This window comes from Stutzerimonas sp. C6.4V, from assembly GCF_058536345.1.
In genome coordinates this window covers 2,188,524-2,201,120 of record NZ_JBZUBM010000001.1, presented here as the reverse complement: position 1 = coordinate 2,201,120, position 12,597 = coordinate 2,188,524, and the positions used below count along the sequence as shown (strand labels likewise).

Sequence of the window (12,597 nt, the reverse complement as noted above, 5' to 3'; positions counted from 1 at the left end):
GTTCGTCGCTGTTGCGGCCGATAGCCTGTCCAGTGGGTTCGCACGAGTTGGGATCATGAGCCGTACCGTTCTAAAAGAAAGCCGATCGCAACAGACGCTGCAGTCGTATCTCGACGCGCTCTTGCAGGATGCCGTCATGGAGCTGACCGAATCGGTCAGCCTCGATGAATTCCAGGCCGCTGTGCTCGAAGAACAACTGCGCGACACCCAGCGCGTTGTTCCGCTGCGTCAGGCCGAGCCAGCGGCTGTCGTCGTTCCAGTTGCTACACAGCCGCAAGCGCTGCTCGAGCTGGAGCCGGAGAAGCCGCCCATGCCGGCGGTGCGCGTCGAACCTGTGGCGCACCTGGAAACTCCCAGTCAGTCGGCTGGTGGCCCACTGCGGCAAAAGGCTGATCAGCCGGCGTGGGGCGAGGAGCCCTTCGAGTGTCTGCTCTTCGACGTGGCCGGGCTCACGCTGGCGGTCCCCCTGGTTAGCCTCGGTTCCATTTATCCGCTTGACGGCCAGGAGCTGACTCCGCTGTTCGGTCAGCCCGACTGGTTCCTCGGTATCCTGCCGTGCCAGGCTGGCAATCTGAAGGTGCTGGATACGGCGCGGTGGGTCATGGCGGACCGTTACCGGGACGATTTTCGCGAAGGCCTGCAGTACGTGATCTCGGTGCAGGGGTATGAATGGGGTTTGGCGGTGCATCAGGTCAGCCGCTCGATTCGTCTGGATCCGCGAGAAGTGAAATGGCGCTCGCAACGCACCCAGCGGCCATGGCTGGCTGGGACAGTGATTGACCATATGTGCGCGCTGCTGGATGTCACGGCCTTGGCAGAGCTGATTGCAAGTGGCGCGACACGGCACCTCAAGGGCGTGCCGTCTTACTGAGTTAATAAAACCTCGGCCGTCTATGTGCGGCCGAGCAAACGATAGAATCGACCGTCATTGCGGTGTTTTGAGAGGTGGGGCTATGAAGATGACTTCCGCACAGGGTTCCGATGATCCGGTCCTGCAATGGGTGACCTTCCGTCTGGATAACGAGACCTATGGCATCAATGTCATGCAGGTACAGGAAGTGTTGCGCTATACCGAAATTGCGCCAGTGCCGGGTGCGCCGAGTTATGTGCTGGGTATCATCAACCTGCGCGGCAATGTCGTCACGGTGATCGATACGCGTCAGCGCTTCGGCCTCGAAACCGCGCCTGTCTCGGACAACACCCGTATCGTCATTATCGAGGCAGACCGCCAGGTGATCGGTATTCTGGTCGACAGCGTGGCCGAGGTCGTGTACCTGCGCCAGTCCGAGATCGAAACCGCGCCGAACGTGGGCAACGATGAATCTGCAAAATTCATCCAGGGCGTATGCAACAAGAACAACGAGCTGCTGATCCTGGTCGAACTCGACAAGATGATGAGCGAAGAAGAATGGGCGGAGCTTGAGAGCATCTGATACATGCTGATTGAGTCGCTGGTCGCATCGATCGTCCTGCTTGCCCTGTGCTGCTTCGCATTGCTGGGGTTCTGCATATGGCTGTACAAACGCCAGGCTGCCCAGGCGGAGCTGCAGGCGCGCAGCGATGCGATCCGTGACAAGCGAATCAAGGACCTGACCGGTCGCCTGGAAACCTTTCTCGAAGGCAATATGCGCATGGGGCAGGAGCTTCATGAGCTGTCCCGGACGGTCGCGCCATTGCCGGACAAGCTCACCCAGCTTGAGCAGCGCGACATCAACAACTTCTCGTTCACCCAGGCCGCAAAACTGGTTGGAATGGGCGCCAGTGTCGATGACCTGACTCAATCCTGCGGTTTGTCCCAGTCTGAAGCCGAGCTGATGAGCAAGCTGCATCAGGCCGGGCGCAAGCCGGGCTAGGTGTTTTTCGTCTCTCCCTGTAGCGGGCTCGTACCGACCTGCGGCACGGGTCGGCGGGGAACGATGTAACCGATGCTTCCTCCAAAGATGAACAACGCTGGGGCCCTCTTATGGTTGCTGGCTTGTTCTCAGGCCTTGCGCCGAGGAGGGTGTGATGCTGCGCATTCTGCTGTGCTGTCTGCTTTCGATCGGTCCGCTCATGGCCGCGGCTGAGGAGGCACCTGACGGGGTCGCCGGCGCGATGACCGTCAATGTGTTCCAGGCAAAACGGTTGCACGAGTTGGGCGCGGTGTTCGTCGATGTGCGCCCGGGGCGCGAATGGGCCTGGGGGCATGTTGCAGGCGCCGTGCATCTTGAGCTCGCGCGCGAGTTTCTGGGTTTGTCTCATCCCCAGTGGCCGCGGGCCGTGCCGCTTGTGGTCTATTGCGACAGCGATGTTTGCCCTGCCAGCGCCGAAGCTGTTCGGTTGGCGGTTGGGTGGGGGTATCAGCAGGTCTTCTATTTCCGTCAGGGGTATTTCGCCTGGCTGCTACAGGACTTTCCTCTCGAAAAAGGCAGCATTTCGAGAGTCTCTACGCTCAGTGCTCAGGTCCCTTGAGCAACGCTGTGTTCGGTGCTGACTGCTGCTTGTCTGCGCATGACGGGTGCTTGCCTTTCAGGTACCAGGCAAATGCGATGATTTCTGCAATCGTGCGATAGAGCGCTTCTGGGATGGCGTCGCCCAGTTCCAGGCGGGCCAGCAGCCTCACCAGTTCGGCATTTTCGTATATCGGTACCTCATGCTCCCGCGCAATGGCCAAGATGGTCTCTGCCAGTTCGTCGTCGCCCTTGGCGGACAGCGTGGGCGTGTTCACGCCGTCATAGGTGAGCGCAATGGCTTGGCGCGGGCCGCTGATGGTCATGCGGTTTCGTCCACGAAACGGTGGTCCACGGCGGTACGAGGTCCCTGGGGCGGGGTGCCTTGCCGGCACGCCAGGTCCGCCACGTTCAGTCCGGCTGAGGCCAGCCGGTTGCGAAGATAGTCCAGCTCCGCCGTGATCAGATTGGCCGTTTGACCTTGCTCGGCCCAGATCTGGCCTGACAGGCTGCCCCGCAACAGCTGGGCCTGCACCTGCAGCGCACCGAGTGGCGCGACGTCGAAGGCCAGTTCGACCTTCCAGAGCGTTTCCGGCTTTTCCTTGCGGTTGTGCTGGGGTTCGTCTTCGCGCTGCAGCTTGACCTGCAGCGGCACGATATCGCGATGGTCACGCATCGGCACTTCGATTTGCCAGGTGGTGACCTGTGTGCCATCCGGGTTGGTCTGTGTGTGTGCAAGGCTGGCCAGCTGGTGCGTCTGGAGCCGTGACACCGCGGCTGCCGCCAGCTTGAGAAGAGTCTCCAGATCCGCTTCTTCATCATTGTTTGGCGTTAACCGACTCGGCAATGGAAAGCTTTGCGCCATTTGCCGGGCGCTTGGCTGGCCGAGGGCGCCCAAGGCGTTGCGGGCGAAAGCAGGCAGGGCCTGGCCCAGCATGGCGCCGGCCTGCGCGGTGCCCAGGGGGTTTCCTCCGGGCAATCCCGGCAATTGCGCGACCAGGCGCAAAAGGGCGGCTTTCATGTCGGTCTGCAGATTATCGGTTTCGCCGCTAAGCAGGCTGCCTTCCAGAAATACGCCACTCCTGGCCAAGGCCTGGGCCAGCGTCTTGGCGTCGCCCAGCTGCTGCATCTCGGGCACCATGCCCAGCAGACGTTCTGCGGCCCCGCGGAGCTGCTCCGGCAGGGCATTGCTGGACCGGAGTGCGCCGAGCAAACCCTCTATCGAACCCTGGCGGCTGCCTTGTGCTGTCAGTTGCCGATCGAGTTCCAGCTGGTCCAGGCGCCCGCTCAACGGCAGGAACGCCAGCGACTGATCCCCCTGGACCCGGGCGGTTATCAGGCTGCCCGGCACCAGGGGTCGCGTGGACTCGATCATCAGCTTCTGTCCTGCCAGTGGCGGATTGAGCAGGCTGATCACCGCCTTGAACAGGGGTTGGCCGTCCTGTTCGACCGGCTGGCTGCTGGTCACTTTGCCCTGAATGACCGTGCCCAGAGGCAGCTGGCCGAGATCGATGCTGCTCATGGGTTGACGGTTGCCTGGCTGCAGCACAGCCATCAGCCGTGTGTCCGAGGCGGCCGTGACCACCATGACCGCGCCCGGTATTGCCGCTTTCGTGCTGCTGGTCTCGAGAGTAGCCTGGCGGCCATTGTTCAAGGTCAAGCGCAAGGTCATCTGGAAGTTCTGCAATGCTTCCTTGATAGCCATGACCTCGGCCTCGGCGCTTTCCCCGGCCAGCAGAAGCCCCTGCATGGGCTGCAGTAATTTCAAGGCCATCTCCGCGTTTGACACGACGGGGCGCGAAGCGGCTGAAGGCGGGATCACTCCGGTGCTCTTGATCTCGGTCATGGTTACTCAAATGCTCTTACAACCTTTCGCCTCTATGGCCTTTGGCACCTGGGCTCGCCATGTATAATTCCGGCCGCCCGGCGCGCCGTCCAGTTTAGCGGCTGCGCTCCTACCATCTTGAGGTGCGTCCCGCGTGTCCAGTCCCTTTCTAGAAGCTGTTGCGCTGTCCTGTGAACGGGATTGGCGCCTGTTGTTCGAGAGGTTAGACCTGCGAATCACAAAAGGGGAAATGTTGCAGATCGCCGGCCCCAATGGCAGCGGCAAAACCAGCCTGCTGCGGCTGCTTTCAGGCCTGATGCAGCCGACGGCAGGCACGGTTCTGCTCAACGGCGAGCCCCTGGATAGCCAGCGTGGCGAGCTGGCGCGAAACCTGTTGTGGATCGGCCATGCCGCGGGCATCAAGGGGTTGCTCAGTCCGGAGGAGAATCTCAGCTGGCTATGCGCGCTGCATCAGCCTGCGAGCCGTGGCGCTATCTGGCAAGCGCTCGAGGCCGTCGGTCTGCGCGGTTTTGAAGATGTTCCGTGCCATACGCTGTCTGCAGGCCAACAGCGGCGTGTCGGTTTGGCGCGTCTTTACCTGTCTGCGCCACCGCTGTGGATTCTTGATGAGCCGTTCACGGCACTCGACAAGCATGGCGTAGCGCAACTGGAGCGTCACCTGGCGCGCCACTGCGAGCAGGGTGGCATGGTCGTGCTGACCACTCATCATTCGCTTGCAGAAATGCCGGTGGGCTACCGCGAGATCGACCTTGGGCAGCAGGCAGCATGAGCAACGTCTTTTCCTTGTTGCTGGCTCGGGAAACCCGCTTGCTGTTCCGTCGGCCGGCCGAGCTGGCCAACCCGCTGGTGTTCTTTGCCATTGTCATTGCCCTGTTCCCCTTGGCGGTTGGTCCCGAATCGCAATTGCTACAAACGATTTCCCCTGGATTGATCTGGGTTGCAGCGCTGTTGGCCGTGCTGCTCTCGCTGGACGGGCTGTTCCGCAGCGATTTCGAGGATGGTTCACTCGAGCAGTGGGTCGTTTCGCCGCACCCCTTGCCGCTTCTGGTGCTCGCCAAAGTGCTGGCACACTGGGCCTTTTCCGGACTGGCGCTGGTCTTGCTGGCGCCGCTTCTGGGCCTGATGCTGGGCATGCCGATGCGGGCGTTGCCGGTGCTGCTGGCATCGCTGTTGCTCGGCACGCCGGTGCTCAGCTTGCTAGGGGCAGTGGGCGCGGCGTTGACAGTCGGGCTCAAGCGCGGTGGCCTGCTCTTGGCGCTGCTTATCCTGCCGCTCTACATTCCGGTTCTTATTCTTGGCAGCGGGGCGCTACAGGCAGCTTTGCAGGGCTTGCCTGCAGCCGGTCATCTGCTTTGGCTTTCCAGCCTGACTGCGCTAGCGGTTACCCTGACACCTTTTGCAATAGCGGCCGGCCTGAAAATCAGTGTCGGCGAATGATGGATTGCACGATGGCCTTACCAGACAGCATTACCCGTAGCGCCCACCCGAGACGGGCGGCGATGGCAATGACGGAATTAATGATTCCAGGCAAGTGGCTGCCGTCCGGTTTCGGCGCAGTATCGGCAGGCGTGACGCAACAGAGGCAGGGTCAATGAACTGGACATGGTTCCACAAGCTGGGTTCGCCCAAATGGTTCTACGAGATCAGCAACCGCTGGATGCCCTGGCTGGCGTGGGCAGCATTGCTGCTGATCGCCACGGGAACCGTCTGGGGGCTGGCCTTTGCTCCGCAGGACTACCAACAGGGCAACAGTTTCAGAATCATCTACATCCATGTCCCGGCAGCGTTCCTGGCGCAGTCCATCTACGTGATGCTGGCGGTGGCTGGCGTGGTCGGGCTGGTCTGGAAGATGAAGCTTGCCGATGTCGCACTTCAGCAGGCGGCCCCTATCGGTGCCTGGATGACCTTTGTTGCGCTGCTGACCGGCGCCGTGTGGGGTAAGCCAACCTGGGGCGCCTGGTGGGTATGGGATGCCCGGCTTACCTCAATGCTCATCCTGCTGTTCCTGTACTTCGGCATCATTGCGCTCGGGCAGGCGATCAGTAATCGTGACAGCTCGGCCAAGGCCTGCGCCGTGTTGGCGATCGTCGGGGTCGTCAACATCCCGATCATCAAGTATTCGGTGGAATGGTGGAACACGTTGCACCAGCCAGCGACCTTTACCGTGACGGAGAAACCGGCGATGCCGCCAGAGATGTGGCTGCCGCTGTTGGTCATGGTTCTAGGCTTCTATTGCTTCTTCACGCTTGTGCTGCTGATGCGCATGCGTCTGGAAGTGCTGCGTCGCGAGTCTCGCAGTAGCTGGGTCAAGGCTGAAATCAAGTCACTGGTGGGCAAAGCACCATGAACTTCTCATCTTTTTCCGATTTCATCGCCATGGGCAGTCATGGTTTGTACGTCTGGACATCCTATGGCATCAGCCTGGCGGTCCTGGTTCTCAATGTGGCGTTGCCTGTCCTGGCGCGCCGGCGATACCTGCAAGACGAGGCGCGTCGTCTGCGCCGGGAGGAAATGAAGTGAATCCTGTGCGCAAGAAGCGTCTTTATATAGTGCTGGCCATCCTTGCGGGCGTCGGTGTTGCGGTGACGCTGGCACTGTCTGCCCTTCAGGAGAACATCAATCTCTTTTACACGCCGACGCAGATAGCGGCTGGCGAAGCGCCGGAAGGCACTCGCATCCGCGCAGGCGGGCTGGTCGAGATGGGCTCGGTGCAACGCAGCAACGACTCGCTTGGGGTGTCCTTCCGTGTTACGGACAACAATGAGACGGTAACCATTCGTTATCAGGGGATTCTTCCCGACCTGTTTCGGGAAGGGCAGGGGATCGTTGCACTGGGGCGGGTCAATGGCGAGGGTGTGCTCGTTGCCGACGAAGTACTGGCCAAGCACGACGAGAACTACATGCCACCGGAAGTCAGCCAGGCCCTGGAAAAGAGTGGGATGATGAAGCACTACGAAGGCGGCAAGAGGAGTATGCGCAATGATCCCTGAACTCGGCCACCTGGCGATGATCCTGGCGTTGTGCCTGGCTGTTGTGCAAGGGACGCTGCCGCTGATTGGCGCCTGGCGTGGTGATCGCCAGTGGATGGGCATGGCGCAGCCGGCCGCATGGGGTCAGTTCTCCTTCCTGGCGTTTGCCTTCGCCTGCCTCACCTATGCCTTCATGGTCGATGACTTTTCAGTTGCCTATGTTGCGCAAAATTCCAACAGCGCCTTACCTTGGTATTACAAGTTCAGTGCGGTCTGGGGCGCACATGAGGGTTCGCTGCTGCTGTGGGCCTTTATCCTTTCGGGCTGGACCTTCGCTGTATCGATTTTCTCGAGGCAGCTGCCTGAGGACATGCTGGCGCGTGTGCTCGGCGTGATGGGACTGATCAGCATCGGCTTCCTGCTGTTCCTGATCGTGACGTCCAACCCTTTCGATCGATTGCTGCCGCAGTCACCTGCCGACGGGCGAGATCTCAATCCGTTGCTTCAGGACTTCGGTCTGGTCGTCCATCCGCCAATGTTGTACATGGGCTATGTCGGTTTCTCGGTAGCCTTTGCGTTTGCCATTGCCGCGCTGTTGGGAGGCCGCCTGGACGCGGCCTGGGCACGTTGGTCCAGGCCCTGGACACTGGTTGCCTGGGCCTTTCTCGGCACCGGGATTGCCTTGGGCTCCTGGTGGGCCTATTACGAGCTCGGCTGGGGCGGCTGGTGGTTCTGGGATCCAGTCGAAAACGCTTCCTTCATGCCCTGGCTGGTCGGTACAGCCCTGATTCATTCGCTGGCCGTGACCGAGAAGCGCGGCGTGTTCAAGAGCTGGACAGTGCTGCTTGCCATCGCCGCGTTCTCGCTCAGTCTGCTGGGCACCTTCCTGGTGCGCTCCGGCGTGCTGACCTCGGTTCACGCATTTGCGACCGATCCGGCACGAGGCGTATTCATTCTGGTCTTTTTGCTCGCCGTAGTAGGTGGCTCGCTGACGCTGTTTGCGTTACGTGCCCCGGTCGTTAAGAGCCAGATAGGTTTCGGTCTGTGGTCGCGTGAAACGCTGCTGCTGGTCAACAACCTGTTGTTGGTGGTGGCGACCGCAATGATTCTGCTGGGGACGCTCTATCCGCTTCTGCTGGATGCGCTGTCCGGCGCGAAGCTGTCGGTGGGCCCCCCCTATTTCAACGCCATGTTTCTTCCGCTGATGGGAGCCTTGATGCTGGCGCTCTCGGTTGGCGTATTGGTGCGCTGGAAGGATACGCCGCTCAAGTGGCTGGTGGGCATGCTGACCCCGGTGATTATCGCCAGTGCGGTGTTGGGTGGCCTGGGCTCGCTGTTGTTCGGCGACTTCCATTGGGCGGTGCTGGCGGTCTGCATGCTTGGTGCATGGGTCGTTGTTGCTGGAGTGCGTGATCTGCTCGACAAGACGCGCCACAAGGGCCTTATCAAGGGCATCCGAAGCCTGGCACCGAGTTACTGGGGGATGCAGTTGGGGCATTTTGGGTTGGTCATGTGCGCGCTAGGCGTAGTGCTGACCAGCCAGCAGAGTGATGAGCGCGACCTTAGGCTGGCGCCAGGAGAGTCGCTGGAGTTGGGTGGGTACAGCTTCGTCTTTGAAGGTGCCAAGCACTTCGATGGCCCTAACTTCACGTCCGACAAGGGCACCATCCGCGTATTTGATGGGAACGACGAAATCGCAGTCCTCCATCCCGAGAAACGCCTTTACACCGTACAACAGATGCCGATGACCGAGGCGGGTATCGACGCCGGCTTCACGCGTGACCTGTACGTGGCACTCGGCGAGCCGCTGGAAAATGGCGCCTGGGCGGTGCGTGTGCACATCAAGCCATTTGTACGCTGGATCTGGCTGGGCGCGCTGTTGACGAGTCTGGGCGGTGTGCTGTCGGCAACCGATCGCCGTTACCGAGTCAAGGTCAGGACCCGTGTCCGCGAGGCGCTTGGCATGGCCCAGCAAGGAGCCTGATATGAAAAGACTTTTGATGCTGCTGCCACTGGCGCTCTTCCTGGTGGTTGCTGTGTTCCTCTACCGAGGCCTGTTTCTCGATCCGTCAGAACTGCCGTCCGCCTTGATCGGCAAGCCGCTGCCATCCTTTTCGCTTCCGTCGGTAGAGGATCCGCAGCGGTTGATCGGTGCTGAAAACATCAAGGGAAAACCGGCTCTGGTAAACGTCTGGGCAACCTGGTGTGTGGCCTGCAAGGTGGAGCACCCGGTACTCAACAAGCTTGCCGCGCAGGGGGTGAACATTCATGGCGTCAACTACAAGGACGATAATGCCGCCGCGCAGAAATGGCTGCGTGAGTTCCACGACCCCTATCAGCTGAACATACGTGACGAGCAAGGCAGTCTCGGTCTGGATCTCGGTGTCTACGGTGCACCCGAGACCTTTCTTGTCGACAAGAACGGCATCATCCGCCACAAGTACGTCGGCGTCATCGATGAGCGCGTATGGCGCGAAGAGCTTGCCGCACGCTATCAGGAGTTGGTCGACGAATGAGACAGTTTATCCGGGGCGTTCTGATCATGCTGTGCCTGGTCAGCGGTGCCCAGGCAGCGATCGATGCATATGAGTTCAGAACCGAGGCCGAGCGTGAGCGCTATCGTACGCTGGTGGAGGACCTGCGGTGTCCGAAGTGCCAGAACCAGAATATTGCCGACTCCAATGCGCCTATTGCTATGGACCTGCGGCGCGAAATCTACCGCATGGTAGAGGAGGGGCAGAGCAACGAGCAGATCGTCGAGTTCCTCGTGGCGCGATATGGAGATTTTGTGCGCTACAAGCCGCCGGTCAATGCCAAGACGCTGGTGCTCTGGTACGGCCCGATAGCCTTGCTGGTCATTGGGTTCGGAGTACTGGCGCTTATCCTGTTTCGACGCCGTCGCAGAGCGAGCACGCGCTCATCGAACACACTTTCCGAGGCCGAGCGCCAGCGCCTTGCCACGTTGTTGGATAAAAAATAGCCATGATTGATTTCTGGATAGGCGCCGGCCTGCTGTTAATGTTCGCGCTGAGTTTTCTGCTGCTTCCGTTATTACGTGGGCGTCGCGTACAGGCTGAGGAAGACCGTACTGCATTGAATGTTGCGCTGTATCAGGAAAGGCTTGAAGAATTCGCGTCGCAGCACGCGGCAGGGGTCCTGACCGAAGAGCAGCTTGAAGCCGCTCGTGCGGACGCGGCCCGGGAGCTGCTTGATGATACCGAAGGCAGCGATGTTCGCCGCGCCAGCAAGCTGGGCAGGGCCGTGCCATTGCTGGCCGCCGTGCTGGTGCCGTTGATTGGCTATGGGCTCTATATGCACTGGGGGTCGAGCGATAAGCTTGAACTGGCGCGGGAGTTTGCCGAGCAACCAAAGAGCATGGCAGAGATGGTCACTCGTCTGGAGCGAGCCGTTCAGGCTCAGCCAGAGTCTGCTGAAGCCTGGTATTTCCTTGCCCGAACCTACATGAGCGAGGAGCGGCCAGCGGAGGCGGCTGAGGCTTACGCCCAGGTTGTCAAATTGACGGGGCGTCAGCCAGATCTACTGGGTCAGTGGGCCCAGGCGCTGTATTTTGCCGGCGACCGGCGGTGGACCGAGCAGCTTCAGCAGATAACCGACGAGGCGTTGCGCGGTGACCCGCATGAGGTCACCAGTCTCGGGCTGCTGGGGATCGCGGCATACGAAGAGCAACGCTTCGACGACGCAATCGGTTTCTGGGAACGTCTGGTCGCTACCTTGCCCGCCGAAGATCCTTCTCGCGAAGCGATCCAGGGCGGTATCGCCCGGGCCCGTGAACAGCTGGGTGAGACAGCAGACCCGGCGCCCAGCGCAGCTGATAAGGCCTCCATAGCGGCTGACTTGCCCGCCGCCGCTACAGGGCCAACCCTGGATGTGCATGTGGAGCTGGATGGCGCGCTGGCAGACCAGGTACAGCAGAGCGATGTGGTGTTTGTGTTTGCACGAGCCGTTTCAGGTCCGCCAATGCCCCTGGCGGTCAAGCGCCTGACGGTTGCGGACCTCCCAGCCACCATCAGCTTGAGTGATGCGGACGCAATGACTCCGCAACTTCGGTTGTCCAACTTCGATCAGGTCAGACTGGTTGCCCGCATCTCCCGGGACGGCGATGCAACACGCGGCCAATGGCAGGGCAGCAGCGGCCCAGTGAGCCCGGACGAAGGGAAACTGCTACAACTGAAGATCGACAAACCGGAACAACCCTGAGCCTCCTGCGAGGTTTGGCGCAAAGGACAAAAGATACAGCCATGGTCAACTACCATAGTCGGATCACGCGGCGCCTGGTCAGAGTTACAGGTGTTGCATCGCTGGCGCTCATGCTTGGCGCCTGCGCGGGTAACCCGTATCAGACATCAGAGCCCGCTTCACGGCCGGTACCACCTGCGCCACAGTCACGAGAGCCTGTGGCTAACCCGCCACCGGTTCGAACGCCGCCGGCCCCAAGACCGCCTGCGACTCAGAAAAGTCATCCACGCTACGCACCGCCTCCCCATGCGGCTGCCCACTGGGACAATCGCCTTGGCGTCTATGTGGTCGAAGGCCGCGAGTTGTTCTATCGGGAACGGCTGTACTACCGTTGGGACGGTGACTGGTATTGCGCCGGCCGGCCAGAGGGGCCGTGGGAGCCGGTTGCAGGGCCCAGCGTGCCGCCAGGCTTGCGCGGGTTGCATTAAGTCATCGCACACGCTTCATGGCCTGATCATTTCTCTGTGCGGAGGCTAAAGACGGCCAGTAGGATGCCGATACAGGTTTCAGGCATAGCGAAGCCGTGCAGCTGCAATGCATGGCTCGTTTGTGCATCCCGTTTATCCGGAGCCAACCATGAGTGCAGCAGTCAAACGTCTCGAGGAAACCCGCAACGCGTTGCATGACGCGATGGTGCAGCGAGACTGGGCTGCCATCAGTATTCTCGATCTTCAGTGCCGTCAGGTGGTGGAGGCGGTAATGAGCGAGGCGCGACAGGATGAGGCGGGGCTTCGCCATCGTTTGCAGGAACTGGTCAACCTGTATCGTGAATTGGTGACAAGTTGTCAGATAGAGCAGAAGCGCGTCGCTGATGAATTGATACAGCTCAATCAATCCCAACAAGGCGCTAAAGTTTACAAGTTGTTTGGCTAGTTTCAGTCCAGTTTCCCGCCCTTATTGCATGCTCACGCTTTGTTGCAGGCTAGGTCGCCTTTTGCTTGGCCTGCTTCCTTCTCTATCCCGCCCGCTCCTGAACCACCTCTCAACCCCCTATTGGGAAGTGTCTGACCTATGAACGTCTGGAACTCGAAGCATTGGCTTAAAACTGGCCAGTTGGTAGTAACTTCGTCCAAATCCTAGGGTTTCATGCAATTTT

The 12,597-nt window shown here is 60.5% G+C and carries 17 protein-coding genes; 15 read left to right on the top strand and 2 right to left on the bottom strand.

The genetic code is table 11. The features are described 5' to 3' along the window. The first annotated feature begins 55 nt into the window (after nt 1–55). The 4 genes from AC4LFW_RS10300 (at nt 56) to AC4LFW_RS10285 (ending at nt 2,451) form a co-directional block, all read left to right on the top strand. Nucleotides 56–871 (top strand): CheW domain-containing protein, encoded by an 816-nt coding sequence (locus tag AC4LFW_RS10300; protein WP_491818954.1) that lies wholly within the window; start codon nt 56–58, stop codon nt 869–871. A gap of 82 nt (nt 872–953) precedes the next feature. Beyond that, entirely contained in the window at nt 954–1,433 is a 480-nt protein-coding gene (locus AC4LFW_RS10295; protein ID WP_491818953.1) for a chemotaxis protein CheW, read from the top strand. A 3-nt stretch (nt 1,434–1,436) separates the two neighbouring features. Further along, nucleotides 1,437–1,853 (top strand): DUF2802 domain-containing protein, encoded by a 417-nt coding sequence (locus tag AC4LFW_RS10290; RefSeq protein WP_491818952.1) that lies wholly within the window; start codon nt 1,437–1,439, stop codon nt 1,851–1,853. Nucleotides 1,854–2,010: 157 nt separating this feature from the next. Continuing rightward, nucleotides 2,011–2,451, top strand: coding sequence for a rhodanese-like domain-containing protein (locus AC4LFW_RS10285; protein WP_491820198.1), 441 nt, complete (start codon nt 2,011–2,013; stop codon nt 2,449–2,451). Here AC4LFW_RS10285 and AC4LFW_RS10280 read toward each other — a convergent pair. Together AC4LFW_RS10280 and fliK are read right to left on the bottom strand one after the other, a co-directional pair. Next, complete coding sequence (locus AC4LFW_RS10280; RefSeq protein WP_491818951.1) at nt 2,432–2,755, bottom strand: EscU/YscU/HrcU family type III secretion system export apparatus switch protein; 324 nt, start codon at nt 2,753–2,755, stop codon at nt 2,432–2,434. The genes AC4LFW_RS10285 and AC4LFW_RS10280 overlap by 20 nt on opposite strands. Further along, nucleotides 2,752–4,275, bottom strand: coding sequence for a flagellar hook-length control protein FliK (gene fliK / locus AC4LFW_RS10275; RefSeq protein ID WP_491818950.1), 1,524 nt, complete (start codon nt 4,273–4,275; stop codon nt 2,752–2,754). The genes AC4LFW_RS10280 and fliK overlap by 4 nt, the downstream gene beginning before the upstream one ends. A gap of 133 nt (nt 4,276–4,408) precedes the next feature. Here fliK and ccmA point away from each other — a divergent pair, with 133 nt between their 5' ends. The 11 genes from ccmA (at nt 4,409) to fliT (ending at nt 12,374) form a co-directional block, all read left to right on the top strand. Continuing rightward, nucleotides 4,409–5,044, top strand: a complete 636-nt coding sequence (gene ccmA, locus AC4LFW_RS10270) for a cytochrome c biogenesis heme-transporting ATPase CcmA (protein WP_491818949.1) — start codon at nt 4,409–4,411, stop codon at nt 5,042–5,044. Then, nucleotides 5,041–5,712 carry a heme exporter protein CcmB gene (gene ccmB, locus AC4LFW_RS10265; protein ID WP_491818948.1) on the top strand — a complete coding sequence of 224 codons (672 nt, stop codon included), beginning with the start codon at nt 5,041–5,043 and terminating at the stop codon, nt 5,710–5,712. The genes ccmA and ccmB overlap by 4 nt, the downstream gene beginning before the upstream one ends. Before the next feature lie 154 nt (nt 5,713–5,866). After that, the gene (locus AC4LFW_RS10260; RefSeq protein ID WP_491818947.1) at nt 5,867–6,622 is read left to right on the top strand and encodes a heme ABC transporter permease; all 756 of its coding nucleotides are present in this window, start codon (nt 5,867–5,869) and stop codon (nt 6,620–6,622) included. Then, nucleotides 6,619–6,795, top strand: coding sequence for a heme exporter protein CcmD (ccmD, locus tag AC4LFW_RS10255; protein ID WP_491818946.1), 177 nt, complete (start codon nt 6,619–6,621; stop codon nt 6,793–6,795). The genes AC4LFW_RS10260 and ccmD overlap by 4 nt, the downstream gene beginning before the upstream one ends. Continuing rightward, complete coding sequence (gene ccmE, locus AC4LFW_RS10250) at nt 6,792–7,265, top strand: cytochrome c maturation protein CcmE (RefSeq protein ID WP_491818945.1); 474 nt, start codon at nt 6,792–6,794, stop codon at nt 7,263–7,265. The genes ccmD and ccmE overlap by 4 nt, the downstream gene beginning before the upstream one ends. Beyond that, nucleotides 7,255–9,228 (top strand): heme lyase CcmF/NrfE family subunit, encoded by a 1,974-nt coding sequence (locus tag AC4LFW_RS10245; protein ID WP_491818944.1) that lies wholly within the window; start codon nt 7,255–7,257, stop codon nt 9,226–9,228. Before ccmE ends, AC4LFW_RS10245 begins: the two co-directional genes overlap by 11 nt. A 1-nt stretch (nt 9,229) precedes the next feature. Further along, on the top strand, nt 9,230–9,760 hold the full coding sequence (locus AC4LFW_RS10240) for a DsbE family thiol:disulfide interchange protein (protein ID WP_491818943.1): 531 nt from the start codon (nt 9,230–9,232) through the stop codon (nt 9,758–9,760). Continuing rightward, nucleotides 9,757–10,224: a cytochrome c-type biogenesis protein gene (locus tag AC4LFW_RS10235; RefSeq protein ID WP_491818942.1), complete on the top strand. Its 468-nt coding sequence runs from the start codon at nt 9,757–9,759 to the stop codon at nt 10,222–10,224. Before AC4LFW_RS10240 ends, AC4LFW_RS10235 begins: the two co-directional genes overlap by 4 nt. Nucleotides 10,225–10,226: 2 nt before the next feature. Further along, nucleotides 10,227–11,462, top strand: coding sequence for a c-type cytochrome biogenesis protein CcmI (gene ccmI, locus AC4LFW_RS10230; protein WP_491818941.1), 1,236 nt, complete (start codon nt 10,227–10,229; stop codon nt 11,460–11,462). 110 nt (nt 11,463–11,572) lie between these two features. Beyond that, nucleotides 11,573–11,929: a hypothetical protein gene (locus AC4LFW_RS10225; RefSeq protein WP_491820196.1), complete on the top strand. Its 357-nt coding sequence runs from the start codon at nt 11,573–11,575 to the stop codon at nt 11,927–11,929. A 148-nt stretch (nt 11,930–12,077) separates the two neighbouring features. Further along, nucleotides 12,078–12,374 carry a flagellar protein FliT gene (gene fliT / locus AC4LFW_RS10220; protein WP_491818940.1) on the top strand — a complete coding sequence of 99 codons (297 nt, stop codon included), beginning with the start codon at nt 12,078–12,080 and terminating at the stop codon, nt 12,372–12,374. Nucleotides 12,375–12,597 lie beyond the last annotated feature (223 nt).

Coding starts and splice junctions, on each gene's coding strand:
- fliK (WP_491818950.1), bottom strand. CDS start 4,275: ATGACCGAGATCAAGAGCACCGGAGTGATCCCGCCTTCAGCCGCTTCG.
- fliT (WP_491818940.1), top strand. CDS start 12,078: ATGAGTGCAGCAGTCAAACGTCTCGAGGAAACCCGCAACGCGTTGCAT.
- AC4LFW_RS10295 (WP_491818953.1), top strand. CDS start 954: ATGAAGATGACTTCCGCACAGGGTTCCGATGATCCGGTCCTGCAATGG.
- AC4LFW_RS10225 (WP_491820196.1), top strand. CDS start 11,573: ATGCTTGGCGCCTGCGCGGGTAACCCGTATCAGACATCAGAGCCCGCT.
- AC4LFW_RS10235 (WP_491818942.1), top strand. CDS start 9,757: ATGAGACAGTTTATCCGGGGCGTTCTGATCATGCTGTGCCTGGTCAGC.
- AC4LFW_RS10300 (WP_491818954.1), top strand. CDS start 56: ATGAGCCGTACCGTTCTAAAAGAAAGCCGATCGCAACAGACGCTGCAG.
- ccmB (WP_491818948.1), top strand. CDS start 5,041: ATGAGCAACGTCTTTTCCTTGTTGCTGGCTCGGGAAACCCGCTTGCTG.
- AC4LFW_RS10260 (WP_491818947.1), top strand. CDS start 5,867: ATGAACTGGACATGGTTCCACAAGCTGGGTTCGCCCAAATGGTTCTAC.
- ccmD (WP_491818946.1), top strand. CDS start 6,619: ATGAACTTCTCATCTTTTTCCGATTTCATCGCCATGGGCAGTCATGGT.
- ccmI (WP_491818941.1), top strand. CDS start 10,227: ATGATTGATTTCTGGATAGGCGCCGGCCTGCTGTTAATGTTCGCGCTG.
- AC4LFW_RS10240 (WP_491818943.1), top strand. CDS start 9,230: ATGAAAAGACTTTTGATGCTGCTGCCACTGGCGCTCTTCCTGGTGGTT.
- AC4LFW_RS10280 (WP_491818951.1), bottom strand. CDS start 2,755: ATGACCATCAGCGGCCCGCGCCAAGCCATTGCGCTCACCTATGACGGC.
- AC4LFW_RS10245 (WP_491818944.1), top strand. CDS start 7,255: ATGATCCCTGAACTCGGCCACCTGGCGATGATCCTGGCGTTGTGCCTG.
- AC4LFW_RS10290 (WP_491818952.1), top strand. CDS start 1,437: ATGCTGATTGAGTCGCTGGTCGCATCGATCGTCCTGCTTGCCCTGTGC.